Annotated in this window: 26 protein-coding genes; 21 read left to right on the forward strand and 5 right to left on the reverse strand. The window is 52.8% G+C overall.

Annotated elements, in window-relative coordinates:
* Positions 1-556: 556 nt before the first annotated feature.
* The 7 genes from G518_RS0106020 to G518_RS0106065 all read left to right on the forward strand — a co-directional run bounded on the left by G518_RS0106020 (position 557) and on the right by G518_RS0106065 (position 6824).
* The gene (locus G518_RS0106020; protein WP_028601763.1) at positions 557-1156 is read left to right on the forward strand and encodes a hypothetical protein; all 600 of its coding nucleotides are present in this window, start codon (positions 557-559) and stop codon (positions 1154-1156) included.
* A gap of 310 nt (positions 1157-1466) precedes the next feature.
* Positions 1467-1820, forward strand: coding sequence for a hypothetical protein (locus G518_RS0106025; RefSeq protein WP_028601764.1), 354 nt, complete (start codon positions 1467-1469; stop codon positions 1818-1820).
* Positions 1821-1863: 43 nt separating this feature from the next.
* Entirely contained in the window at positions 1864-2046 is a 183-nt protein-coding gene (locus tag G518_RS0106030; RefSeq protein ID WP_028601765.1) for a hypothetical protein, read from the forward strand.
* A 35-nt stretch (positions 2047-2081) separates the two neighbouring features.
* On the forward strand, positions 2082-2519 hold the full coding sequence (locus tag G518_RS0106035; RefSeq protein ID WP_028601766.1) for a hypothetical protein: 438 nt from the start codon (positions 2082-2084) through the stop codon (positions 2517-2519).
* 1337 nt (positions 2520-3856) lie between these two features.
* A complete protein-coding gene (locus G518_RS34065; RefSeq protein ID WP_169457903.1) occupies positions 3857-4882 on the forward strand; it encodes a DUF3631 domain-containing protein in 1026 nt (341 codons plus the stop codon).
* Positions 4883-5093: 211 nt separating this feature from the next.
* Positions 5094-5534 carry a hypothetical protein gene (locus G518_RS0106060; protein WP_028601767.1) on the forward strand — a complete coding sequence of 147 codons (441 nt, stop codon included), beginning with the start codon at positions 5094-5096 and terminating at the stop codon, positions 5532-5534.
* 123 nt (positions 5535-5657) lie between these two features.
* A complete protein-coding gene (locus G518_RS0106065; RefSeq protein WP_036593771.1) occupies positions 5658-6824 on the forward strand; it encodes a site-specific integrase in 1167 nt (388 codons plus the stop codon).
* A gap of 243 nt (positions 6825-7067) precedes the next feature.
* Here G518_RS0106065 and G518_RS34070 read toward each other — a convergent pair whose 3' ends face one another.
* Complete coding sequence (locus G518_RS34070; protein WP_051236108.1) at positions 7068-7646, reverse strand: hypothetical protein; 579 nt, start codon at positions 7644-7646, stop codon at positions 7068-7070.
* Positions 7647-7981: 335 nt separating this feature from the next.
* Between G518_RS34070 and G518_RS0106080 the strand changes: the two genes are divergently transcribed.
* Together G518_RS0106080 and G518_RS0106085 are read left to right on the forward strand one after the other, a co-directional pair.
* The gene (locus tag G518_RS0106080) at positions 7982-8302 is read left to right on the forward strand and encodes a hypothetical protein (protein WP_028601769.1); all 321 of its coding nucleotides are present in this window, start codon (positions 7982-7984) and stop codon (positions 8300-8302) included.
* Positions 8303-8410: 108 nt separating this feature from the next.
* Positions 8411-8707 (forward strand): tyrosine-type recombinase/integrase, encoded by a 297-nt coding sequence (locus tag G518_RS0106085; RefSeq protein ID WP_028601770.1) that lies wholly within the window; start codon positions 8411-8413, stop codon positions 8705-8707.
* A 304-nt stretch (positions 8708-9011) separates the two neighbouring features.
* Here the strand turns inward: G518_RS0106085 and G518_RS38305 are convergent, their stop codons facing one another.
* Both G518_RS38305 and G518_RS0106100 read right to left on the reverse strand, forming a co-directional pair.
* Positions 9012-10127: a restriction endonuclease gene (locus G518_RS38305; RefSeq protein WP_084651512.1), complete on the reverse strand. Its 1116-nt coding sequence runs from the start codon at positions 10125-10127 to the stop codon at positions 9012-9014.
* 745 nt (positions 10128-10872) lie between these two features.
* Positions 10873-11190, reverse strand: a complete 318-nt coding sequence (locus G518_RS0106100; RefSeq protein ID WP_028601772.1) for a hypothetical protein — start codon at positions 11188-11190, stop codon at positions 10873-10875.
* 138 nt (positions 11191-11328) lie between these two features.
* Here G518_RS0106100 and G518_RS0106105 point away from each other — a divergent pair, with 138 nt between their 5' ends.
* From G518_RS0106105 to G518_RS0106115, 3 genes are all read left to right on the forward strand, one after another.
* Positions 11329-12438 carry a DUF4297 domain-containing protein gene (locus G518_RS0106105; RefSeq protein ID WP_028601773.1) on the forward strand — a complete coding sequence of 370 codons (1110 nt, stop codon included), beginning with the start codon at positions 11329-11331 and terminating at the stop codon, positions 12436-12438.
* A gap of 53 nt (positions 12439-12491) precedes the next feature.
* A complete protein-coding gene (locus tag G518_RS0106110; RefSeq protein ID WP_028601774.1) occupies positions 12492-14255 on the forward strand; it encodes a hypothetical protein in 1764 nt (587 codons plus the stop codon).
* Between the two features lie 635 nt (positions 14256-14890).
* Positions 14891-15121: a hypothetical protein gene (locus G518_RS0106115; RefSeq protein WP_028601775.1), complete on the forward strand. Its 231-nt coding sequence runs from the start codon at positions 14891-14893 to the stop codon at positions 15119-15121.
* A 173-nt stretch (positions 15122-15294) separates the two neighbouring features.
* Here G518_RS0106115 and G518_RS34085 read toward each other — a convergent pair whose 3' ends face one another.
* Together G518_RS34085 and G518_RS41505 are read right to left on the reverse strand one after the other, a co-directional pair.
* Complete coding sequence (locus G518_RS34085) at positions 15295-15948, reverse strand: DUF6680 family protein (RefSeq protein WP_051236110.1); 654 nt, start codon at positions 15946-15948, stop codon at positions 15295-15297.
* 76 nt (positions 15949-16024) lie between these two features.
* Positions 16025-16480, reverse strand: a complete 456-nt coding sequence (locus G518_RS41505) for an HNH endonuclease (RefSeq protein ID WP_084651514.1) — start codon at positions 16478-16480, stop codon at positions 16025-16027.
* Positions 16481-17064: 584 nt separating this feature from the next.
* Between G518_RS41505 and G518_RS0106135 the strand changes: the two genes are divergently transcribed.
* The 9 genes from G518_RS0106135 to G518_RS0106170 all read left to right on the forward strand — a co-directional run bounded on the left by G518_RS0106135 (position 17065) and on the right by G518_RS0106170 (position 25762).
* Complete coding sequence (locus G518_RS0106135) at positions 17065-17895, forward strand: hypothetical protein (RefSeq protein ID WP_156909296.1); 831 nt, start codon at positions 17065-17067, stop codon at positions 17893-17895.
* 99 nt (positions 17896-17994) lie between these two features.
* Complete coding sequence (locus G518_RS38310; protein ID WP_169457904.1) at positions 17995-18789, forward strand: GNAT family N-acetyltransferase; 795 nt, start codon at positions 17995-17997, stop codon at positions 18787-18789.
* Between the two features lie 7 nt (positions 18790-18796).
* The gene (locus tag G518_RS41510) at positions 18797-18886 is read left to right on the forward strand and encodes an IPTL-CTERM sorting domain-containing protein (protein ID WP_084651516.1); all 90 of its coding nucleotides are present in this window, start codon (positions 18797-18799) and stop codon (positions 18884-18886) included.
* A 478-nt stretch (positions 18887-19364) separates the two neighbouring features.
* Complete coding sequence (locus tag G518_RS0106145) at positions 19365-20597, forward strand: DUF1735 domain-containing protein (RefSeq protein WP_156909297.1); 1233 nt, start codon at positions 19365-19367, stop codon at positions 20595-20597.
* Positions 20598-20662: 65 nt separating this feature from the next.
* On the forward strand, positions 20663-20911 hold the full coding sequence (locus tag G518_RS0106150; RefSeq protein ID WP_036593774.1) for an acyl carrier protein: 249 nt from the start codon (positions 20663-20665) through the stop codon (positions 20909-20911).
* Between the two features lie 17 nt (positions 20912-20928).
* On the forward strand, positions 20929-22185 hold the full coding sequence (locus G518_RS0106155; RefSeq protein WP_028601779.1) for a cytochrome P450: 1257 nt from the start codon (positions 20929-20931) through the stop codon (positions 22183-22185).
* Positions 22182-22934 carry a SapC family protein gene (locus G518_RS0106160; RefSeq protein ID WP_028601780.1) on the forward strand — a complete coding sequence of 251 codons (753 nt, stop codon included), beginning with the start codon at positions 22182-22184 and terminating at the stop codon, positions 22932-22934. The genes G518_RS0106155 and G518_RS0106160 overlap by 4 nt, the downstream gene beginning before the upstream one ends.
* Positions 22921-24549 carry an AMP-binding protein gene (locus G518_RS0106165; RefSeq protein ID WP_028601781.1) on the forward strand — a complete coding sequence of 543 codons (1629 nt, stop codon included), beginning with the start codon at positions 22921-22923 and terminating at the stop codon, positions 24547-24549. The genes G518_RS0106160 and G518_RS0106165 overlap by 14 nt, the downstream gene beginning before the upstream one ends.
* The gene (locus G518_RS0106170) at positions 24527-25762 is read left to right on the forward strand and encodes a GNAT family N-acetyltransferase (protein WP_156909298.1); all 1236 of its coding nucleotides are present in this window, start codon (positions 24527-24529) and stop codon (positions 25760-25762) included. The genes G518_RS0106165 and G518_RS0106170 overlap by 23 nt, the downstream gene beginning before the upstream one ends.
* Positions 25763-25900 lie beyond the last annotated feature (138 nt).

Below are 25900 nucleotides of genomic sequence, written 5' to 3' on the forward strand. Positions count from 1 at the left end.
TGCTCAGTGACGACGCCTTTGGTGCCGTTGTCTTTGCGCCCAAGCGCCCAGAGCTTGACCCGAAGTTACTGGCTTATTTGCAGTTTGGGATGTCATAAGCCCGCCCGCGAAGGCGGTAGTTTTCACTGAAGATTTTTCCTTGACCGTCCCTTATTGTCCTAGATGGCCGCTCGCCAGGAGGAGAGCATGGGTACGGCCTAGGAAGAGCGCGCTTCAATCGTGGAATTCAATGCAGGCGCCAGCTTGACTTGGTCAAAACCTTAGCGCTGGTCCTGGTGTCCTGCCTGTACACCAAGGAGGCCCCTCAGTCCCTTATTCGCTATTTTGTTAGATTTGTTGGCCCCGTTGACGTATGCTTGTTCTATGTGAGAGTGCAAGGTCACTCGATGACGTGGTTTAGGAGGAGGGTAATTACCAAGAAAACTAATTGATCTTAAACTTGTGCCCCATGCCTAGCCGTGGAATTTGTAAATTATTTATTTCAGATCGTGATGCGAATGGATTATGTTGGGCCGATTTTAAAGTGACAATATATTAATCTTGAAAGGATTAAATAGTGGCGGATAGATTTGAAAAACACGAGATATCAAGGGATTGGGCAGATATCAACCTTGTTCCAAGGATGAGGTTAAGCCATGTTTCTTTGGCGTTCATAATTTTTACTCTCTATTTTATTGCCTTTGATGCGCAGGCCCAAGATAGGTTATACAGATGCGGAAATGAATATACTAACAAAATAGCGGGGAGAACTGATTGCACTGTGGTCAAAGGTGGTGATGTCGAAATTGTATGGGACAAACCTAAGGAGAAAAGAGCTAAGCGTCCTAGCGGGGAAATAACTCCTAAAGATTTCAGGCGTCTAAAAATGGAAGCGCAAGAAAATATTATCAGATTTGAAGAAAATCATAGTGGTAAAAGTTTTTCTGCCAAGGCGACGTTTTCCTCTGTAAGTGCTAGAAAAACATTGCCAGGGTATTTGGTTAACTTTGAGTCCGAGGGCGTTGGCATTGTTTGTTTGTTAAAAGATAAGTCTTCGCTTGATTTTGTGAAAAATCTTAATATTGGCGATTCCGTCAATATTAAGGCGACTTTTCAAGGAAAGGGATTTTCTAGAGAAGATTATTTCTCTTTCGGCAGCTGCAGACTAAGTAAATAATTATGGTTAGAAACTAATTTTTAGATTTAACTAGGTAAAAGCGTATTTATAGCCGGTCGCTTGTAGATGAAATTCTTGTCGCGTCGAGTGCGGTCGAAGTTCATATTCATCGTCCTTCATTTAACCCTGAAAGTCGACGGTCTAATTTCAAATTTGGACCTGCCCATTTTCTTGGCTGAGGCTCCTGGTTAAGATTTTTTTGGCTATTTTCGCTAAGACAGAGATTATTCAATAAATAGTTTGGATCCATTCATCGCCCGTCCTGGAGCAATCCTCGGCGGGTTTTGTTTTGCCCAGAGAAAGGCGCCCTATGCATGTGTACCGAGATTCGCCGTCCATTCACTCGGCCCAGTCCCAAGCCCAAGGCTCGGAGTTAGGTGAACTGATCGGACGGCGAGTCCAAGAACTAGCCGAATACGAAGAGGACCTATCGGCCCTTATCAAGATCCTGCTGCTGGAGCCCAGTGACGCATTAACAGAAGTTGATGCCGAGCTGGGTTTCTCACTTCTGGATCGCCGCTGCGACGTGGCCGAAAGCCACCGAGATTGGTTCGAGCTCACGCTAGTGCTCAGTGATGACGGCTTCGGTGCCGTTGTCTTTGTGCCCAAGCACCCAGAGCTTGACCCAAAGCTACTGGCTTATTGCCAGCTAGAGACGTCATGAACCCGCCCACTGAGGCGGTTTTTTTTTTGCCTGGAGGAATTGTTTGAGCCACCCCATCGTGTCCGAGATAGCTGCTCGTCTCGACGAGAACCTGCGCGAAGCCTGGGAAGAACGTGCCGCCGTCATGGAGTTCGATGCAGGCATGCAGCGTGACCTAGCCGAAGCCCTGGCCCTGCTGCTGGTGCTGCGCCAGTACCCCGACCAAGCCCTATCTGCCTTGCGCTGATTTGGCCATCTTATTTGAAACAACAAGGAGAACCTATGAACCCTACCGAACTGGAAACCGAACCTATTGATGACCTTCTCTCTGCCGAATGCCCGTCCGTGTCAGGGCGAAGCACGCTGACCTACACGGTCGGCAGACACCAAGCCAACCAGACATTGCACCTTCGCATTGCCGACAACACCGGCAAAGGCATCTGGTGCAAAGACTGGGCGAGGGCAGATGTCATCGAGAAAGTGGTCATTGGAAAGCTAGAGCTCACAGCCAAGAGCTTCTACGGCGTGCACCCTGGCAGATCCATCAACACCGCTGGCTTTGTGTTGGCCGCTTTGCGTGACCTGGGCTTTATCCGCCCCAATGAGGAGAACACACGCCTTCATGAGCACGTACCCATGACCACGCTAGAGCAAGTCGTTATGGCGCGTATGAAAGGCGAGGTGCCCAAGGCTCGCCGTAAGGCTAAGGAACTGGCCTGATCGCTGTCCTGCTCACGCCCCTGCTGCTGAGCATTTGTCTGTCGGGCACACGGTCACAAGCGATGGTCGTGTTTGCCCTTTTGTCTCTCATCTATCCCCGCTTGCTGGTGCTTGCCTTCATCTGGTTCGCCCTGGCTCGCAAGTAACCCTGAAAGGAAACATCATGAACTGCGTATTTGAAGCTGCCCAAAGAGCCTTGGACATGAACGACGTCCCCGACGACCTGCTCCCCCTGGTGATCCTATCGGAGGCCGCGTGCGGGGTCGGGCTCGAAAGTGACACGCTGGGCGTCGCGGGCTGGCACTGATCAGGGGGGCCATCCCCACCCCCCGAACGCTGCACCTGCGCCCAACCTGGGGCCTCCTCGGGGCACCCGGCCCCCACGCCCCCCCCCCGGCCGACTCCTGGCCCCGGCCCCCGGCGCGGGTGGTGGGCACTCCCCCCGTTGCCGCAACGTCCGCCACGCCGCCACGGGTAAGTCGATGATTTTCATGGGCGTTGCGGACGTTGCGAACGTTGTGGCAACTGCGGAAGGGGGCTTGCCGAGGCGCTGCGGGGGGGTGTAGCCGGGGGGGTGTTGTATCTACGCAGAAAGCAACAAATATTTACACTTTGGCAATAATTTTATCCGGGTATAAATTCAAGGCAGTATCCAGTGAATAAGCTGCTTCTTCAAGGGAATTCATTTTGAAGGGCTTATTCATTAGATATTTATTCTCTAAGGTCCCGTTACGTTATTCCCCATAAAACCTCCCGCAATAGGGCATTTAAGACGACCAACCGACGAGAGGCCAAGCTCTGGAAGTTCGGGTTCGAACCTGCGATAGTCAAAACATGAATCGCTGATGGGAAGCAGCGATGTCAAGGTTGGCCGACCGATCGCGCTGAGCAGACGAGCATCCTGCTGCACTGTTCAGACATTTTGTGGATGGAGGTTGTGAAGGTCCAAGGTGAGTTCACTAACGATGGAATGTGAAGTCATCTGGACCTATGCAGCCGATATCCAGACCTATTAATTTTTAGAGAGTGGTAGAGGATTTATGAATCAAAAGAGTAAGAAAAATATGCCCGGATTCGGAGAAAGTATTGAAAATTTGTTAAAGAAAAATGATCCTATTCCTGCAGCTCATGCAGTTGATCCGGATCTTCTTATGACTGACCTGATTCGAGGAATTCGGTCCTACGTGGTGTTATCAGAGGAAGGCGCTTTGGCGGGAGTTCTTTGGTGTATCCACACTTGGTGTTACGGCGAGTTTGCTCGTAGTCCAATTCTGTTGATCAATGCGCCAGAGAGAGCCTGTGGAAAAACTCAATTCTTGAAGATTGTGGAGAAGCTGGTGCCTAGACCTTTAGAAGCCGCAAACATCACGATTGCAGGTCTTTTCAGGATCATTGAGCTATTCAGGCCTATCCTGTTGATCGATGAGGCAGACACCTTTCTGGAGGCTAGAAGTGAGATGACCGGACTTCTTAACAAGGGTTACGAGGCTGGTGGAGTCGTTATCCGTGTAGAGACTGACAAGAACAATGCGCATGAGCCCCGCACCTTCCACGTGTTTGGCCCGAAGGCTTTGGCCGGAATCGCACTGCAGCGGCATTTGGCTGATGCAACGATGAGTCGAGGTATTCAGATTCCGCTGAAACGAAAGACAAGGGCAGATCAGGTAAAGCGCTTGCGTGCTGCTGATCCTCAAGTGTTTGGGGAGCTTCGCTCGAAGATCCTGCGATTTGTGATGGACCACAGGGAAATCCTCGCTCAAGGCTGGGACGAGCTGCCTGAACAACTCGATGATCGTCAGCAAGACAACTGGGAGCCTCTACTGGCGATCGCGCATTGCATGGGCGACGAGTGGTATCGCAAGGCCATAGAGGCTGCCGTGACCTTGTGTGCCGAAACTGCGCCTCCCAAGTCTGCTTCCAATCAGCTTTTGGAAGACATCCGGGAAGTTCTGGGGGGCTGTAGAGATCGCTACATCCCGACGGCAGAGTTGCTGGAGCTGTTGCACGATCACCCTGATATGGACTGGTGCCGGTACAACCATGGGCAAGCCCTCACCTCACGCCAGTTGGCCAAGTACCTTGGCGCCTACAGCATCAAGCCCAAAACGGTGCGGATGAAGGACGGCTCCACACCCAAGGGCTACGAAGTGCGCCAGTTCGAAGAGGCCTTCAACCGCTATCTACCTGAAATCGTTCCAGAGGCCGAGTCGGAAGAGCCTTACGTAGAAAGCGTCAATGCAGAAAAACCAGCCGCATTGGATGCTCTTCGGACGAAAAAGATGGCTCTTCAATTGCCACCCCGCCAAGATTTCTGGCCGGTCCCGACGTTCCAAGCTAAAGAACTTGCCCCGGGGCAGCGGTGACGCCGGGGGGCTGGTTGTCCCGTCCCCGACTGTCTTCTGAGCGCTTCGACTAACCCGATGACTCAGATGGGGCTGGCAGGGAGTTTCGTGCCCCTGCTTGCCATTTCTATGGCAACTTGGCCAAGCCTCATCCCCATCTTCTGTCTTGGTGCGCTGGTCGCGCTGAGACTCAATGACGCAAAACTAAACCATAACGTAATAGGTATCAGAAATGGAAAAAAACGATCAGATCAAACAAATTTTCGATGACAGTTGCCCCGCTATGTCAGGCTTCAGCACGCTTTACTATGGCATTGGCAAACACGAGGTTGATGGGACTTTGCACTTGCGCATAAACCGCAACTCCGGAAACGGTCGTGTTTGTAGTGAATGGGCGTCTGCTTCGGATATCGATGCCATTGCCGAAGGGTCGATGCGCCTGACAGGCATGCACTTTTACGCATTGCACCCTGACAAGTCCCGTAACACGGGGGCCTTCATCCTGGCAGCGTTGCTACATCTGGGACTAGTTCGTCGCACTGAGTTGGACAGCCGTTTTTGTGAACAGGTGCCCGGAGCGACTTTCTCTAAGCGCGCCATGGCCCGGATGGCTGAGCCCAAACTTGTCGTGCCTGTACCGGCATATTCCCGCCCCAAGCCTAAGGTCGACTAATCAGTTCGGCCGACTGCTTCGTTCGTCTCGGCGTCTATCCAGCGTAGCACCGAGACCGTTTACAACAACCTTGGAGGTATCCAGAATGCAAGAGATGATGCATGTCACGGCAGGGCGCGCGCTATGCCCGTCGTGACTTTCTCTGCGGCTCTCCTGGCCACTGGCCTAGTCTGTCCGCCCGACAAAAAGCGAATTGAGTACTGCGACAAAGATTGCCCAGGCCTTCTGGCCGAGGTGCGTCAAGGCGGCGGGTCAGTGCCCACCTGGTACGTCCGCTACAAGCAACCTACGACCAAGTACAAGCGACTAGGTGATCTCAGGTCCATGACCTTGGCTCAAGCTCGCAAGGCCGCCCTGATGTTCAAGAGCCAGCTGTCCAACACGCCCAAGGTCATTGAGGTTCCTGCTCAGGCGAAAGGGGAGGTGACTCTGGATGCATTCGTCAAGGAGCACGTCAATCCATACAACCAGATGCGCAAGCGTAGCCATGTGCGCGACTTGCAGTTCTATACACGCGTGGGTGCCAAGTTTGGGCAGTCCAAGCTCAGTGAAATCAACCGAAGGGAGGTGCAGGTGTTTCACAATGAACTGGTGACAAAAGAAAGGCTGGCTCCCGCGACAGCTGATCATCATGTGGTCTACATGCGCCGTCTCTTAAATCTGGCCGTGCAGTGGGAGATGCTGGAGAAGAACACACTCACGAGGATTCCCCTGATGAAGGTGGACAACCAAGTGGAGCGTTACTTGACTGATGAGGAAGTTCAGCGGTTGGTCCCAGTGCTGACCACTGATCTGGCCTATGGAGCTTCCTACATCCTTCTGTTCTTGCTGAGTACCGGCGCACGCCTGAACGAGGCTATGCAGGCGAAGTGGGAGCAGATTGACCTTCAGACAGGTGTGTGGCGCATTCCGGCCAAGAACAGTAAGAGCAAGAAGGGGCGTGCTGTGCCGCTCAATGCCTCTGCCTTATGGGTGCTGGGCCAGTTGTGGACCAAGGACAAGAATCCTCATCTGTTCGTGAACGAGGCTACGAACAAGCCGTTTGTGACGATCACTCGGGCTTGGTATCGGCTAAGGGCCAAGGCGGGAATTGAGGGGTTGCGTATCCATGATCTGCGCCACAGCTTTGCCAGTTTTTTGGTGAATGGGGGGCGTAGCTTGTATGAGGTGCAGCAGATCCTTGGTCACTCTGATCCGAAGGTGACGATGAGGTATGCCCATTTGTCTACCAAGGCATTGCAGGAGGCGGCGAATGCGGCTTCTGTGATTGTTAAGCAGCAGGCGGCATGAAGAAAGACTTGGCCTCGGGTGATTTGCAACTGCTCGGGGTCAAGTTCGCTGCCAAACATTGAATGTTGTTGAGCTCCCGCCAAGGTCCCCTGTTGGTAAAGTTCGTGAACTGGCCTGTCGGCCATGAGCCGTCGCTGGCGGTATAAGAAAAGCGGGCATTCAACGTTTGACTTCAGCGGCGCCGAAGGCGTCTGCTGGAAGGAAGGGTTAGACGCTAGAGCGCTTGCAAGCGCAGGCGGGCTTTTACGTGAGCCTGAAGCCACGGGCTTCGCTTGCCGAAAGCTCGTCTCCAAGCTCTACCGCGGCATTCGATAGCGAAACGAGCTGGGCATACGACTCAAGATTCCCACCTTCCTCTGCAATCAGACCACCAGGTGCAATGTCCTGAACGACCGATTCGAGTAGTTGATGGAACTCGATGATTTTTGCCGCAAATGAAGGTTCTAGGACGCCCAAACGTTCTACATGAGCTTGGTAGACACGGGAGTAGTGATCAGGGATCTGAGCACGGAGCTGAAATTTTTTCTCTGGGCTCTGCTTTAAAGTATCAGAGATCTCGTGGAATGTCTCAACATACTTTCGTTGCTTGACGATGGCCATAATGGCTCGTACCTCAGCAAGAAGGGCGTTTGAAACTGTGGTTCGTTCGTGACGGCGACGTCTTTCTTCAAGCACGTAGCTGGGAACAAGCGTGGCAAAGCCCCCGGCAAACGCGCCACCAATTGCCGCAATCACCGGCAGCCATTGGTTCTGGGGTTTCTCGAAGAGAGTCTGAACAACCTGCAAGACTTGAACCGCTTCGAGGAGTTGCTTAGTTTCCATTGGTGTCTAACGTAATGTAGACCGCACCAAGCTGCAGGCCATATCCGGCGCTTGCGGTCTAAATTGGTACGAAAAGAAAGTGAAAAGGGGCTTCTAGCCTAGCTTCACTGCGCGTGTGCTGCATGAAAATACAGTGCTAAATTTAACCATGAAACCTGCCGCCCCTCCTGTTTTGCGCGCTGCACGGTTGCTGGATCAGCTCCGTGAGCGAATTCGTTACAAACACTATAGCCTGCGCAACGATCTGGCCCGTGGGCCATGAGTGCCACGCAGCATCCAAAGACTGCTTTGCGGCTTGGATCTGGGCGGCAGTTCTGGGTCGTTAAGGGACTCATGTGATCGGCGAGAAGCAGACGTTCATCCGCCACAAGGACACTCAAGTCAGGCCAGTAGACGATTACATAAAACCATCTGCCATCGTGCTGCATGGCCGTACGAGTGCGGGGAAGTCGAGCATCGCGTCTGCGCTGCAGGATTGCCTCCAGTCCCGTCGTTTGATGCGGTCTGCGCCCCGTGGCTGCCACGTTCGCCACACCGCCACGGAAAAACCGATGATTTCCATGGGCGTTGCGGACGTTGCGGATGTGGCGGCCACTTGGGGAAAGGGCCTGCCGGGGCGCCGCGAAGGGCAAAACGGAGGGGTACTGAGGCACTGACTGCATAGCAGGAGCGCTGTATTTATATATATTTTCTTTGCCAGGTGACTACACCCAAAGCCGTCCGGAATCAACCGAGCCCTAGATGAAACATGAATCGCTGACTAGATGCAGCGATGTCAAGGTTTGGTTGGCCATGTATTTGTTCACCAACGAACCCACGCAGAGTCCGTTCGTGACGATCACTCGGGCTTGGCATCGGTTGAGGGCCTGCGTATCCATGATCTGCGTCACAGCTTTGCCAGTTTTCTGGTCAACGGTGGGCGTAGCTTGTATGAGGTGCAGCAGATTCTGGGGCACTCAGATCCGAAGGTGACCATGAGGTATGCCCATTTGTCTACCAAGGCATTGCAGGAGGCAGCGAACGCGGCTTCTGTGATTGTGGGGCAGCAGAAGGCGGCATGAAGAGAGACTTGACCTCGGGTGGTGTGCTCGGAGTCAGGTTCTCTGCCGAGTATTGAAGGTTGTTGAGCTCCAGCCACGGTCCCTTATTGGTAAGTTCCGTGAGCTGGCGCAGTCGGTCAGAAGCAGGCGGTCACCAAAAATGAAGCCGACGCTGAACGCCCAAGTTAATCGGCGCCAGAGCGCGAAGCGCGCAGGGCACCAACACTGACCATAGAAATACCGAAGGCATGGCCAGTGCTGGCGTCTGCGTTGAACCGATTGTTAGACGGTGCCTTCCCGAATGATTGCATCGCCAAATCTATCGCTATTGTCCGCACTTATTGATCCATTCTTTTAACTTAATGTAGTCGATGAGGCTCAACTGATGTTTGATTTGGTTGGAGAATTTTATAGCGTCTGGCGAAAAGTACGATGAGGTTACCATTATTCCTGCAGTTACTCTGTCTGTCAGTACCGTGCCCGCCAGCTCCCGAACGAGATTTACGCCAACAGGATTGGTGGGGGAATATTTCTTGCACTCGACATAATATATAAAATTTCCAATGTCAAGATTATTTGCAATTATTAAATCCTTCCCTCCGTCGCGTGTTGCTTTGGTAAGGTCTACTTTGTACCCCCTTTTCTCCATGAGTTCGGCAACAAACTCCTCAAATTGACGGGGAGTTAATGCATGAATAGCATTCGAATCTCGCTGAATGGCCTCAAGCAGTCTTCCATTTATTACTCGAATATCGCTTTCGACTTGAATTATTTGTTGAGCATTCTTGTCTGTCTTGAGTTCATGAAAAATAGACTTGTATCTTAGGTCTTCTGTTAGCGAGGTCAGGACGCTGTCGATATTTTCGTCACGTCTGTTGAGGCGTGTTGCAACTAAATTCATCAAATAGGGACTACCTTTTGCGAATTCTGTTACCTTTGCGATATCAACATCTGAGAGCATTGATTCAAACGCCGCCAACAGGAGTTGTTGCGATCCGGCGTGCGATAGCGCTCCAAGCCTGATGTGAGTGTTGGGTGAGAATTTTTCTATGAAATTAGCGGATGCGCCAACGAGGATAAATTGCTTATCTGAATGATTTTGCAATAGCGAAGAAATGTGTCCTGTTAGTTCCTGAGTAAAATCGTAGCTGAGATCCTCGATTACAACTAATTTTGTCGTGCGACCCACACTTGGAATAGCGCTTGATGGCCAATTTAGAGAAATTACTTCGGTATGTTCCGCAAGGGCTATGCCTTTGGTCTTTAAAAAGTGCATCCATAGCAATGTTTTTCCGGTGGCATTAGGGCCGGTGATTGCTACTATTTTGCTGCGATCTTGTAGTATTGAAGAGGTTAGTGTGTCGGCTTCGGTCTCGCGCCCAATTTGAAATGGGGGGCGCGAATGATCTTCTAATGCACTAAAGAAGAAATTGCTTCTCATTTTCTATTTCTCTAAAAACTGGGCTGTGAGTGCTCCGTCTAGCGTGATGTAGACCAAAAAGCCTGCTAGATATCCGGATCATGCGAGATAATCTGGACACTGAATCCCATTCGGAATGGGCTTGCATCTAGGCTTGCCAGCATGAGCGTTTTCAAACATCGAAGTATAAGAATTCCGCGAGACCCGGCAGCATCAAGTCAGTAACCTTTAGCGTTGCCGTAGACCGGACTTGGGAGCGCCGACTGTTCGCTTAGGACTCGATCAGTCTGGCTTAAGTCAGTGGCTGCTTTGGGGTGGGGGCCGTCGCTGGCTGCTCAGGGTCGTTAAGGGACTCGTGTGGTCGGCGGGAAGCAGACGTTCACTCGTCAGAACGACACTCAAGTCAGGTCAGTAGATGATTCCCTGTCCTATTGTTCCGCATGGTCCCACCAGTGCGGTGGCAGTCGAGCAGCGCGTCTGCGCTTCAAGATTGCGCTCCAGTCGCGTCGTTTCATGTGCCCTGCGCCCCGTTTGCTGCCACGTTCGGAACACCGCCACCGGTAGGCCGAGAGGGGTTTGAGGCACTGACTGCATTGCAAGAGGCCTGCATTTATATATATTTTCTTTTGCTGTGTGACCTAAAACCGTCCGGGATCAGCCGAATCCTAGATCAAACATGAATCTCTGACTAGATGCAGCGATCTCAAGGTTTGGGTGACCATCACTCGGGCGTGGTAAAGGCTGAGGGTAAGGTTGAGATCGAGGGCTATGCATCCATGATCGGCGTCACGGCTTCGCGAGTTTTCTTGTCAATGGTGGGCATGAAGTTCAGCAGATCCTCGGCAACTCTAATCCGAAGGTGACCATGCGACTTCGGTAATTGTGAAGCAGACGGCGGCATGAAGTAAGGCGTGGCCTCGGGTGGCGTGCTCGGGGTCAGGTCTTCCGTCGAGCATCGGTTGCTGATGAACTCAAGCCAAAAACGTCCGCTGCGGCTGGAGTTTATGAACTGGAGCTGACAGCCAAGAGCGGCTGCTCTAGGGGCAGAACGCTGAATGTCCGTGGAAGCAGCCAAATTGGTCATCTCAGCACGACGATCAAGGTTGACTCAATTTCTGGTCAGAATCGGGTTGGCAGGTCAGATAGGATGCTATTGTGCGAAGGTAAGTAGTTTGAATTCATATTATGATAAATTAGTCAAAGGACGCAGGGGGGGACATAGTTGGATACAGCAAGTGGATCGCCGGGTAGCAACCCTCTCGCTGCAGCTCAGCGCGAAAGGGCTGGTGCGCAAACGTTCGAGAAGTACGAATACCAGTACCACTGGGCTCTCTGTCGCATTCTTGGTGCTCACGAAAATTCGGACGAATACGTTGTTTTTATCGAGCTGCATGAGGACGTTGTGTTGGCGACTTCGACCAATGAAACCCTTGCACGGTTCGAATTCAATCAGGTCAAAAACGTCAACGCATCACCTTGGAACCAGAAGAAATTGACTTCAGTTCCAAAGGCGGCCGCCAAAATTAAAAACTCGATTCTTGGGAAGATGCTCCAGGGGGTTCATGAAAAGCCCTTTGTTGACAAGCTGAACTCGCTCGATTTAGTTGCGACCTGCGGCTTTAGCCTACCTCCTAAAACAGAAGGCCTGAAGCTCTCAATCATTTCGATCGGTGATCTTCATGATGACTGCTTGAAAGACCTTCAGGCTGCAATCGACAAAGAGCTTGGTCCCTATCCTATTCCTAAAACCTTGCGGTTCATCACCCCTGATCTAGCTACTTCCGGCTTTCAGGATGTAGCTATTGGCCGAATTTCCAAGCTTGTGGACTTGAAAGCTCCTGGGACCATGTGCAACGCATCGACGATCTATCGAGTATTGATCGATGACTTACATCGCAAGGGAACTGTGGCTTTTGACTTTACTGACTGGAACAATCTTGTAAAAAACAAAGGAACCACTTACGGAGATGTTGAGCGGGTTATCTCGTCTTATACAGAGAAGAAGGGGTTCGAGGTCTTCGAGAAAGACTTAGATGACATCCTTGAGGATCTCGAACTGAAATCGAACAAGCGAATTCAGATACGTCGAGCGTTTGAACGCTATCACAATGCCGTTCGTCTCGAGCGCTCATTGATTGCTATCGACAACCAGAAAGCAGTGAAGGATGGGGTGGAAAGCAACTTTGAAGCATTCGAAGAAAAAGGTGTAAGGGTATTTATGGAACTGGCACAAGGGGCGCTTCCCGAGACGACCAAGCAGAATTTAGGGAATTTGGAATCAATCCAGGCCGCGATCATTTACGAGCTATTGAGCAAATGCCATGAAAAATGAGCCGACCATCGATAACTTCAAACTGCTGATCAGAAATCTCAGGACAAAGCAGCATGAAAAACTTAGCATTCAAACGACTGGTAATAGCGTCCGATACCCTAAAGTCCGGAAATCAGTTCGAGTTCAAGCCCCGCTTCAACTTGATAACGGCGAACGACAATAGCTTTGGGAAATCGACTCTAGCGAAATTGCTTTTTTGGGCTTTGGGTGGAGAACCCGTTCTGGATGTCACATGGATGGGGTTTGATGTTCGCTGCTTGGTTGATTTCAGTGTCGGCAATGAGACTTATCAGGCCGGGCGATATGGGAACATCATGTTCCTTCGTCGCCCCAACGGCCGATGGGAAAAATTCTCAAAAATCACGGGCGCGTACTCGGAGGCATTTGCTGAGATCGTCGGCTTCAAGGCCCTATTACCTAACAGGAGCGACTCAACCAAACTCGAAACCCCGCCTCCTGCGTTCTACTTCCTGCCTTTCTATGTAGATCAGCAGCGCAGTTGGTCTCAGGCATGGAATGGCTTTACCAATCTTGAGCAATATGCCAAGTGGCACAAGACTATCATCGAATATCACACAGGCTATTTGCTGCCTGAGTTTTTCACGTTCGAAGAGAATATTGCAGCTCAGAACCTTGAGAAAAAAGCCGCAGAAGGCGAAGTCAGGAAGATTGAGACGGCTATTGAGGTAGTTAGAAAGTACGTCCCTCAATCCAGCAAAACGCTCACCCTATCAAAAGGCGAGTTCGATACCCTTGCCTCAAAGGTCTCTGACGACATCGCCAAACTTCAGAGTAAGCAAGAAGAACTGCTTGGGACAATTGCTGAAATCCAAACGGAACGCCTCTATTTGCAAGGTCAGTTTGATCTGGCAAAGCTTGCCTCTGCTGAACTTGATAAGGATTACACCTTCACTGTCGAATGTGTTGAAGGTGAGTCTCTGCTTTGCCCACTGTGCGGAACTGTGCACGACAACTCGTCACCGAATCGAGCATCTATCCTCGCTGACAAGGACGAGGCTGACAGCCAGGTGATGCAGCTCAACGGAAAGATCGAGCGCGTGAATAAAAAATTGACTAGTTCGCAGGAAAAGCTTGAGAGCACGCGTGCCGAAATTGAGGTGATAAACAGCAAATACAAATCGCTTGAACCCTCCGTTACGCCTGCCAATCAGGCAAGTGTATCCGAGCCATCATTCCTAGACAGCATCGCGTCTCGAGCGGTTGAGAAACATGTGCAGCGGACGATGGAGACCAAGACGGCTTTGATTCGCACGATCAAGTCCAGGAATAAAACTTTGAGGGCCGAACAGAAAAAGCTACTCACCAAAGAAGAGCGGGAAGATTTGAACGCCGCATTCAAAGACGCCTTGGCAACTTATGTGCAAGAATTGAACGCGCAAGGCGTCAACTTGGCACCAGTCGAATCCCCCCTCGATTACAAGAAAATCCACGGAAGCGGAGGAGCAGCGGAAAGCACCCGTGGCATCTTGGCTTACTACATGTCCGTTATTCGACAGGCACATAAGGCAGAAAATGAAGTTTTTTCGTCGGTTGTGATCGACACTCCGAATCAGCAAGAACAAGCCGATTTCAACTATGAGAAGATTCTCAAGTTCCTGATGGACGCAGTGCCCTCAAATGCACAACTCATTTTGTGCGCCATGAACCGTGACGAGATCAAGACCTATAAAAGCGCGGCACATGTGATAGAACTGGACGAAAAAAAGATTCTCAAAGACACACAGTACGCCGAATGCCGAGCGTTGCTCAACTTCGATGGATTAATTGAAGAGGATTCGGATAGGCTACTAACTTGAATAATCCAAGCCTTCCGTTGACGAACAGGATCAACGGAGTTGTCCGAGAGCGCGACTGATTAGCTGTCAGGCCGGACCGCAAGCGGGAGCGCAACTAGTCGCGGTCAACGACCAGTCGTAACCATGAGGTTCGGTAGTTCGGTTCGGTGCTCGGACTGCTATGTCGTTGACCCACTTCGAGAAAACCGATGGACATCTGGCTCCGAGCTCGGAAGGGTTCAGCAGAAGGTTCGGTAAGAGCAGGGGTCGAGGCGGGAAAGGAAGAAAACACGTTAAATAACAACAGCTTACAGGTTAAGTTTCATATTGTTACATGTGTTGAAAATCCGCGTGTCGTTGGTTCGATTCCGACCCAGGCCACCAAAAAAATACGCCTCAGCGCTCGAAAGGGTTCTGGGGCGTTGCTGTATCTGGGGTCAGGTGAGACAGCTTTGCCTACCGGTCCACCAGATGCGTGTCACAAGACAATTGCTGGCCAAAGGCCAGCAATTGTCTTGTAGTGACTAGTGCAAGCCTTGTATCACTTAAAAACGAGAGCCTTGATAGATTCCCTGTAGCCTTGCAATGCAAAACATCGGTACCGCGAACCTAGACGTTCCTAGGCAACGCCAATTCAACTCACACCTAAACATCCAATGATTCAGTTCTTGATTGCCTGGGGCCCGGTGATTTTCATAATGGCCGCTTGGATTTTCTTCATGAAGAATGGTGGCGCGAAGAGCTATCAACTGCATATGACGGAGATGAAGCAGCTCGCGGAGGCACAACTAGCCGAGACGAAGAAAACGAATGATGCCCTTGCTCGGATTGAAACCTTGCTTAGCCAAGACCTCGATACGATAGCTGGAGTCGCTGGCCGAAAATGAGGGTTGGTGACTGCATCCTGTGAGGAAGCATACGCACGTGCATTTGACACCTAAATCTGAAGGTCCATCAAGTGGTGCAAAGATCATCTGCTATGAACCGGTGACACACGAGCCAAGCCAAGCCAATCCAAGCTTCCTGATCACACAGACTCTCGCCATGCTGGACCACAGAGCTACTCTTGCGGCTTCACCTCGACTTGAAGGACACCTGTTTCCAGGGCCTTTCCAATATTCTGAATGGCCGCCTTGTTAGCCGCTAGGGCCTCTGGATCTACAGGGAAAGCGACAACGTTCATCTTGAGAGCATGTTTACCGGTGACCAACGACAGTGCCGCCTTGCGTAGTTCTGTTTGCTCGGTTTCGATCTCGCCGTGGGCTATGGGTGAATAGGCGCCGCGTTTAAGTTGAACCCGGTCAAACTTGAAGCCGAGATCCTGCGCAACGGTGTAGAGCAAGTTTGTAAAGAGTTCATCGCCTTGTGCCGCCCAAAGAGAAATTTGGGCGTCATCGATTTTGTTGTTTAGGTGATCGTGATACTCTTTCCACGCGTCAAGGACGCGTTGCTCCTTTGTCGATCTATGCTGAATGCCAAGAACCCTCTCGCCATAGAAGGCGAGATCAAGCATGTTCAGGGCGCGCACATGCTCAGGTGCAAGTCGCGCGGCTCTCGTAGCCATTAGTTGCTCAAATAGAAATGCTTTTCGCCGTTTTTTCTCTCGGAGCGACTCTACGGCCTTTTGAGCCTGCACAGCGAGAATCGGTCCCAGGAGCGCGGCAACTATGGTCGCCCAGTCTTTCAACTCAAGGCCAAAGAACAGTGTTTGCATTTGTACAGGCTTAACGTTTGAGATGAATAAGAGATGTCAGCAATCCCGACAGGTAGGCTGATTTTAGGGATTGCCGCTAATGTGGAGTATTCAGGGTGCACGCTTGCAACTTGCTCATCACAGAAAGGGCTTTCTGCGAGTGCCAGCATTTGTTCGCTACTTGGGTCTGGACGAGCTTTCGATACCGATCAGGCTGCAACGGTGTGTCCATTCGATGGCGTCGTTGATTGCATTCAGCATGTGCCGCCACGATGTTTTTCAGTTTGTCTGAACCGCCTTCAGATCTCGCTATCAGATGCTCGGCGGTGCAACGAAGTCGTGTGCAGAGATGCTGTGAAGCATTTACTTTGACCTGCTCCTGTTCGTCATTCGATGGCAGCATCGGGAGCGAGCAGTAGTAGCAACGTCCACCTTGCTTGATGAATGCGGCATGTCTTGAGCTACGAAGGCGCGTAGGTTGACTCATGAGTCGGTCCGGTAAACGCACGCGCCACAGCGATGCGAACGCGATTGACGACGGTTTTGTTGTCATCAACGGCCTTCCGAGCTTGTTCTCAAGGAGGCGGCCTAGCTTTGCAGGCCACGAGGTATGGCGACCTCATCTCAAACGCGAGTCTACTTTGTGTCCTTGCCTTGGCGCAAGTACTCCAATTCTGCTTCCCACACCAAGTCCGCAGCGGACACGCCCAGCGCCTGAGCAATACTGCCTTTGCGCATGACTTTTTCTATAGCTCTGTTCGAGGCCAAACTTCTGACGACGGTATTTTGGCGGAACGGCGAACGAGTTGTCTTCACGCTGACCTAGCGCATGCCCTGCGGCGCGTCCGAGCTGGTGCGTTGGCTCTATGTACGTTTGATGAACTTGATACGGACAGAAAGCGGGTGTCAGTGGCCGTCCACATCGACTGACCAGGTCAAGTAGAACCAGATCGACCGCGATAAGGGGAGCTGGCATATTCCAGTCAATACATTCAGATCATCGTCATCTTTCTGGATAAAAATTCTAAACAAAGATGACAGGAGGTAAATGGGTTAAATGATTCAAGAACGTATAAAAGTAAGTGAGATTGCCGACGATTATCAGACTGGCTAAGATTCAAGAAAAAGTAAGAAAATATGAAAAGCTCAATGATTCTGGCAGGCGCTCTCGCCTGTGCTCTTGCGTTGACAGCCTGTGGAGGTGGGGGCGACAGCGGAAGCGATGGTGAACCGCCTGCTCTTAGCCGCCGCGCCGATGAAGGCATCTGGAGCAACGCCACCACAGCGGAGTATAGGCGTGATGGCTTTTTGTTGCAGTCGGTAATTTTGAGCGATGGCTCCTATTGGGGGGCCGTCAGCATGAATGGAGTCTGTGTTCACAGTGTGTTGAATGGTATTGCCAAAATTGATGAGGTTAAAGTTTCTGGAAAATATACGGACACATGGAATTATTATGAGAATGGGACTTACTCTGGAGTAGTTTCGGCTGGGTCCAAAATCGATGTGACATTTGGTCCTGAAAATGCATGGAACCTACTGCCAGAAGGATTAAATGGTTTGGTTTATGATGATATTTACAATCAACCAATCTCGCTTTCAGAAATTTCTGGTGAGTATATAAATAAAATTTACGATAGATGTAGTGATTTCACCATAGGGATACCATACCCGGCGCCCTCTATAGGGTATGCGAATTCGCTTTCTCCGCGCATTTTAGGTTCAAAAATAGTATTGGTAGATATACAGGGAAGTGAAGTCGCCGAGGGCGACTTGATGCCTCGCGAAGCGGGAGTGAGTGTGTTTGATATGAGCCTAATTACAACCACCACCATCCCCTATGCACCTATGGGGACAGTTTTTAAGGGTATTCTGTTTCAAACTTCTTCGGGCAGGAAGGACAACGAAATTGAAATCATTGCGCGCTCAAGAGATAGCGCTTACTTTTTCATAGGTCAGAAGCAAAAGTAATTCTCTTTCACTCGGCTTACCTCGACCTCCTCAAAGCATTCCTCGGGTGGCTAACTGGATGTTCGTGATCTACAGCCGACCTTCGCTAGCATGATGCCTATGCACGAACTGGCTCCGTCTGACTTTTCCCGGGTCGGATTCCTGTTTCAGGACTTGCCCTACGGACAAACGATCCCGAACTCAGTGATTGCCGGTTGGGGAAAAGGCAGGGTCTTCGTCGACGATGAGGCGCAGCCGACGGCTGCTCTCGTGTGCAACAACGGCGCGTGTACCTTAGCCGGGGATGCTAGTCAGGTGGTCTTTGCTGAAGCGGTTTGCCGTTGGCTTCTTGAGTACCATGGATCGGACTACTTCATCTTGTATGCGTTTCCAGATCAATGGGGCTCTTTTCTTGACCGCTATTTGGAGCCGCCCCACATCAGGAAGCGCCGTCGGCTTGATTTTGATTTTTCAACACCAGCATTTGCTCTGCTCACGAACCAACCTCATGTCATTCCTCAAGGTTACGAGCTAAGGCGTATCGACGAATCTTTGATGGAGGAGATTCGCCAGGATGTGTCGCCATATAGCAGGAGCTACTGGCGGTCGGCTGCCGATTTCCATCGCCATGGCATCGGTTTTTGCGTGCTGTATGAGGCAGAGATCGTGGGCATCTGCTACACATGCTTTACTTGGAATGGTCATCACGATATAGACATCATGACCAGTGAAAAGCATCAGCGCAAAGGGCTTCGCTTGGCTGTCGCGCGTGCGTTCATTGAGCATTGCATCCGCAATGGTTTGACGCCTGACTGGGATTGTTGGTCTAAGAATCTGGCTTCAGTCCAACTGGCTGAAAAGCTTGGCTTCACGTCGCGCGTTGAAGTCACCACTTTCCACGGTATTCGTCCTTAAACCTCCCGTGCCCACGCTGAGTGAGTGGGCGATGATCGCGTTGGGCCTCCCGCTGGGCGGTTGGGGTGTGCGTCGGGTCCGGCGTCAAGCGCCCTGAGCACTTGTGAATGAACTACGCGTGACTAAGCGGGCCTCAAAAGCCGCTTAGTTCAAATGTGATGAGCAGGGGCTCACTAACCGGCGCTCATTTGTTCGACAGGATCGCTTAAGAGAGCTGCGGTTGCTCATTGACTCTCCCCACAGCGTCATAAAACCGAAAAGTACGAGTCCGAGAATCGCGGATCTCATGCTTTTTCTTTAGGCATCAAAAAAATCAGAAAACATGGGAGTGTGTCGTATGTTTCCCAATGTCGACAGAGCGACTTACATATGCGATACGAGAAATTTGCAGGTGATATTGGAATGTCGGGTCTTGGATCTTTGGTGCTTATTTCTTTGCTAAATTGACAATTTCTTTGATTTATTTCTTGACCAGCCCGAGTAGTTATTTTTTATATCTATAAATGAAGCAAAACATTGCGTAAGCGCAATTCATTACTTACACTTTGAAGCATTGGCAATTCTTTTATCTCACCATGAACGCTTCTATGGACAGACCGCTGCCTTCCTCGCTTCGCATTCGCAGCCCCTTGGTGCGTTCCCTGGTGTTGGTGGGTCTCTTGAGCGCACAGGGTGCGTGGGCGGCCACTTGGAACATTAGCTTTACCCCCAAGCAAACGGCAGGCACACCTTCGGAGCCGGTGTTCAATTGGACACCGCCCGATGCCAATACCATGTTTGGCACCATCGTTAACTGCACGGGCGGCTTCATTACTGCGCCACCAGGCCCTGGCATGGCGGTCTATCTGTTGGATAACCCTCCCAGCCAACGAGCCTTTGTTCACTTCGCCAACATATATGCGGCGCCGTCCAGCGTCGCTGTGACGGTGACGCCTGACACACCCGGAGGCGCAGTCACCTGCATGCTCGATGGCACCGCATCGAGCTACAGCCAAGGTTCAGGCAATGGTCCTCAATACAACATTGACGCCAGTATCCACGATGGCTGGATACACGGTATCTTCGCCAACGAAGACCCTGCAGGCTGGCAGTTGGCGTTCTCGCCGTCCAACAACTCCGGATCAACCAGCAGCACTCTGTTCTTTGACCAGCCCTATAGTGGAACCGGAATTGGTTCGCTGCTAAGTTCCGGCCCTATTACGGAGAGCGGGCCCGCCACGACGAATCTGTTCATGAGCGGCAAGACAACGTCTGCCACGGTCGAGTATGAGTTGACCCAGCCACAACCGACCGACACCACGATCACGTTCACTGTAGAAGCACAACTGCAAGCCTATGGCACAGCTTATGACCCGGTCACAGGCGGCTATCAGCAGCCCGCATACACAAGTCCGCAGACCGTCACCGTCACCATTCCTGCCGGAGCCACCACCGTACAGGTGTCCGTCCCGAACATCGTGCCTGGCTCGCAGGTGACCCTTACGCCAGTGAATCACGCGGGCTTCAACATAGTTAACAGCCCCATTCTCATCAAAACCTCGCCACTCCCCGTGGCCAAAGTGTCGGACCCTTCAACCCTCACCAATTTGGTGCCACCGGGCGTTTCAGGGGTTTTTTCCCAGACCAGTCCCACGAACGCCATTGACTTCAAGGTGGTACTCGACAGACCCGTTGTTGAACCTCCCATTACGCAACCGAAACCACCAACCGCCGTCCCTACCATTCATGGGGGGGGCCTGGGCCTGTTGGGCGCGTTGCTGGCTGGTTTCGCTGCTCTGAGGCGACCCTCTCGTACACGCCGAGGCTGAGGTCTCATTCCAGACGCCGCTTCCATGCACATGGGCGCCGGAATACTGCTTATTACCCTTTGATCATGACCACCAGCCTGCTGCGCGCCAAGATGCTTCTCTCCCATTGCTTGCTGATTCCAGTCGAGCAAATTGACGACGATGCGGACGTGGGCGATCTGCGCGGCGTGGACAGTCTTATGTTTGAGGGTATCGTGATCGAGATCGAGAATGCCACTGGAACGAGAGTTGACGTGATGGATCTGCTGCAACTCAGAACCGTCCGTGACGTGGCCAAGATTCTGGATGGTCAGTCCTTGAACATAACGAACTGACATCGGCACTTTCGCGGATGGATCCGTCCGATATCTGCAATGAACTGTATCGTCTCGCCCGAACGCGGCCAGGCGAGACGCTGCTGGACCACCACAGCGGCCGCAGGATCTGGGTGGTGCAGAACCCCCAAGACGCCCATGTGATCCTCAAGGCCAATGCGGACAATTGGCCCAAGCATATGGCCTGGATGCGCCAGACCCTTGGACCTTCGCGCATGTCCGAGAACCATGAAGCGTGGACCTTTCGCCGACAGTTGACGCAGCCGCACCTCAACCACTACGACGTGGATAAAACGGTTGACGCCTCACGCAGGGCATTGCGCGAGGCGTTGCCCCAATTGATCGGGCAGACTGCTATAGGCCCGTTGCCCGATCACCTGTTGCGCACCATGACCCTGCAGGTCCTCTCGGAAGTGCTTTTTGACATCGACTTTCGCCAGACAGGTATTGACCCACAACATCTCTTTCACCTGTTGGAGCTTAGCGCGCAGTACGCTTTTGTGCCGGCCGGGGGCCTGACTGGTGATGCGCGGCGACAGCACCTGAGCCTTTTGAATGCGGCGAAGGCGCAGCTCATGCAAGACCTGCGGGTGTTCCGCAGCGCCGAATATGCCTCCAAGCCTGTCATCAAGGAGATGTTGGCTGCCGAGGCTTCCAGCCGTCATCAGGCTGACCGCTTTGTGCTGGAGCAGGAGCTGATCACGCTGTTGGCAACTGGCTCAGAGACCAGTGCCAGTACCTTCGGCTGGGCTTGCCACCTGCTGGCACAGCATCCTGACGTGCAGGATCAGCTGCGTGGTGAAGCGCGTACCGAAGGGGCTGCATCTACGTTGATGGAAGACTTCCTTGGCGAAACCATGCGGCTGTTTCCCGCCAATCCCATTCTCGCCCGATACGCGTTGGCCACTGACCGTCTGAGTGCCGGGCAGGTGTCGCCTGGTGACGTGGCCCTCGTATCCCTGGTCGGCTTGCAAACACTGCCATCATCGCGAGAGCATCCATGGCAGCTCGATCTCTCCACATCCCGAGCTGGGCCCGGTCGCGCGGAGCGCAGCTCCGGGACCGCCTTTGGCATGGGGGAGAGGGTATGCGGAGGGCGGCTTCTTGCCATGACAGAAATGCGCACGTTGTTGCAGGAATTGCTGTTGCAAGCTCAAGTCCTGCCAACTGCCAACGAACCTCTGGAACAGCCGTTGGACATGCAGTGGTGCTCGCTCATGGTCAGGCTCGGCGGTCATCGCGTTCACATTCATCCGTTGTTGCCTCATTCATGACTTCGCACCTTCAGCCTCTTTCCGCCGATCAGCATTTAGGCCTTGGGCTGCGTTCTGTCAGCGATTGGGCTTTTTGCAAGACGCGCGATGCCGTTCCCATTGCCTTGTCTGAATTCGCAGACATGGCAGGCTGGCACCCCATCGTTTTTTCAACGGGACCAGTGCCGATGCCACTGGCCGTGCTTGGCACGCAGCAAGGAAAAAACGATTTCCTGGATGCCTCCTTCCAATGGCCTGCGCATCACCAGCCACCCACCGCCCTTAAGCTCTTGCCATTCTCCTTGGGCGTTGATGCCTCAGATGCCACGCGCACTATAGTGATGGTGGATTTGGCAGACACGCGCCTGGTTCCCCTGGAAGAGGATGAGGCTGCGCAGCCTCTGTTTACGTTTGATGGCAAACCCTCGCCAACACTCTCTTCGATTACGCAGCGACTGGGTGCGCATGAGGCTGCGCTGAAAGAGGCTTCCGCCTTGGGCCTGGCTCTGGCGCAAAGCGGCCTGCTAGAGGATATGCACGCAGATATCCGTACGCCCGATGGCACCACTCATAGAACCCGCACGTTCAGGAGTGTGAGCGGATCGAGGTTTCGCAGTTTGGCGACCTCTGACCTGGAGCGCTGGTTCCGTCTAGGCTGGACAGATGCCGTCGCTCTGCATCTGGCCAGTCTCAGGCGCTGGGTCCAGTTGTTTGAAAGGCACCAGCTCAAAATCACGGCCTCAGCCTCTGTGTCGCATGCCATTGACTGAAGCAGCCTTAGTGCGCCCGCCGATTCACAGCCTGGCTGAGGCGCTGGAGCACGCTGCGACCAGCCAGGCGGGTTTGCGCCTCTTTGACGGCAAGGGCGCATTGGCGGCTGAGGCAAGCTACCTGGAGCTATTTGTACAGGCGCGGGCACGGGCAACCCAATTGCGTTGTGTGGCCCGGACGGGTTCGATCCCTCCAGTGATCGGCCTGATAGCCCACACCCACCTGTCATTCATAGTCAACTTCATGGCCTGCCAGTGGGCTGGCCTGCTACCGTGCCCAATACCATCCCCTACAGTGGCGCTGGGTATAGGACCTTACGTCCAACGCGTCAGGCGCATGTTGTCAGCCGTGCAGGCCAAGGCACTGCTGCTCGATGACACGCATGCTTCTCTGCAGAGCCATTTCGAACGTTTCGCGGAACCAGAAATCAAGGGCCTGTCGTTGATGACAACGGGCTCTTTGCCAGCCGCCGATGAGACTGTGAATTTGCTGCCCCTTCAAGCCGACGAAGGCGCCTACATCCAGTTTTCTTCTGGCACCACCAGCGCTCCTAAAGGCATAGAAATATCGCAACGTGCGATTTGCCATAACCTCAACGGCATTCTGCACGCGGGCCTCTGCATCCAACCCGGTGACCGCGCATTTTCCTGGCTGCCGCTCTACCACGACATGGGCTTGGTGGGTTTTCTGCTCGCGCCCATCATGGGCGCTGTGCCGCTGGACTTGCTCCCTCCACAGGTCTTTGCACGCAGGCCGCAACTTTGGCCCAGGCTCATGGCGGAACTGCAAAGCACTATCTGCTTTGCTCCCAGTTTTGCCTGGGGTCTTGCCGCAGAGAAAACGCCTCTTGACGAGGCTCAGCATATTCGCTTGAACCTGCGCGTGGCAGGCGTCGGAGGCGACGTTGTGCGGATGCAAGACCTGAATCGGTTTGCTGAGCGGTTTGGAGCCGGTGGCTTCACTGTTGGGCAGTTTCGGCCTTCCTATGGTCTGGCCGAGGCCACGCTTGCCGTAAGTATGGGACCGGTCAGTACAGACAAGCAGGGCCATCTTGCGAGCGGAAAACCCTTGACCGGATGGGAGGTTCGAGTTGTCGATGAAACCGGCGCAGTGTTGCCTCCACTGCAGGCCGGCCGTATCCAGATTCGAGGCCTCGCATTGATGACTGGATACTGGCAAAACGGGCACCTCTCGCCCGTACAGCCAGACGAATGGTTTCTGACTGACGATCTGGGCTATCTTTCTACTGCAGGCGAACTGGTTGTGACTGGCAGACTGCAATCGCTGCTGGTCTTGCGTGGGCGTAATGTGCACGCGGAGGCCATAGAGGACGCGGTGCGCTCCGCTTTGCACCTGTCCCATGGCACGGTGTTGGCCTACCAGGAAATTCCACAGCAGTCTTCATCTACCGGGCTGGTTGTTCTGGTCGAGTGTCCATTGCAGGACGTAGAACAGCGAGAGCAGTGGACGGTGACCGCAAGAAAAGCTGCATTCGAAGCCAGCAGGGACGCTGCCGAGATTCGGCTGGTCCCGCCCCGAACAGTGAAGCTGACCAGCTCCGGAAAGATGGCGCGGCAGATTACCTTAGACCATGTCCGTAACGTCCATGAATGATTCCATTGCATCTACAGGACCAGAGGACCAAGCCTTACCGAAACTTGCCCGTCTGCAGGCCCCGGACGCTCCAGCTGACTGGTCATGGGTAGGCCCCGAATCCCTGGCCAGCCTGAATACGGCTGTGCCCCTGGCAGAGGCCAATCAAGTGCCCACACTCCTGACACGTCCAGGAGTAGAGGTGTGGGGCGTGTATGTGGCCGGTCGGTTGCAGGCGATGTACATTTGCAGTGATCATGCCCAGCATCATGTGACGCGCATTGCATACGCCTCTGCCCCTCAGGCACCTGGTCTCTGGCTGCTGCAGCACACCTTTATGCAGCTGACGGAAACTCTGCTGTCTGCAGGGGCGCAAAAACTATCGGTTCATCTGTTTGCAGGAGCGATTCGGCGAATATGGCCGTTGTTTCGATTGAACAAGCGGTTCTTTCTTGAAGGCCGGTTGCGTCAGGAGTGGCAACCTGCGCTGCAACGCAACGAAGACGTGTTCATCGTCTCCGCTGTGGATGGGGAAGGTATGCGGCCCGAATCTGGAACATTGTGGTTGAACAGTCATGCAAGAAGTTCAGGTCAACGCTTCTTCAGTTCCTGGGCCAATTCTCAAACCAGCGCTCTGTTGCCCGAAACAAATTCACGCGGCAGCACGCTGGTCGACACCGCAGAGTATCAACTGCGCACGCTTGCTGCCAAGGACGTCAACGAGACTCTGGTTCGCTTGCTGAACTCCCCGCAGTTGGTGGGAAGCATGAACCTTCCGCGCTTTGCATTCAGCGTGCCAAGTGCACGAGCGCTGCTGGCCAGTTTCGACCGCAACTTCAACCAGTTCATTGGCATATTCAAACGAACGAACTCCGAACTTATCGGCTTCTACACTGTTCTGGTCAACGAGCCTGCGCGGCAGGCACATCTAGCTCTAGGAATCCATTCCGGTGAAGTTGCCGCGTCGCGTGTGATGGTGGACACCATCACACCGTTGACGGACAGTTATTTCGAGCGCTTTCCAATTCAGAAAATCACTGGTAACGTGCTTGTGACGAATCGGCGAATGCTTCTCAGCTTGACGCACAACTACACGTTCCTGCTCGAAGCCGTCTTGCGTCAAGAATGCCTAGGTGACCAAGGACGACTGGACGTGGTTGTGTTCTCCACTTTTCGAGATTTAGCTCTGCGTCCCAAGTTGGGGAGATTCGCGCCCGTGCGGGGCACGGAGTGAATCAGGATTGATGCGGTTAAGCACAGACCGCTGAGTGGCTCGTTTGAGCTACCCACCTCAGGCGGTCATCTTCCCGCTGAAGCATGCGATCCGGGTCCTTGGCTCAGAGAAGTTGGGTGCTGGCACTAACCAGGCATC

Source organism: Ottowia thiooxydans DSM 14619 (assembly GCF_000422885.1).
Taxonomy (GTDB): Bacteria; Pseudomonadota; Gammaproteobacteria; order Burkholderiales; family Burkholderiaceae_C; genus Ottowia; species Ottowia thiooxydans.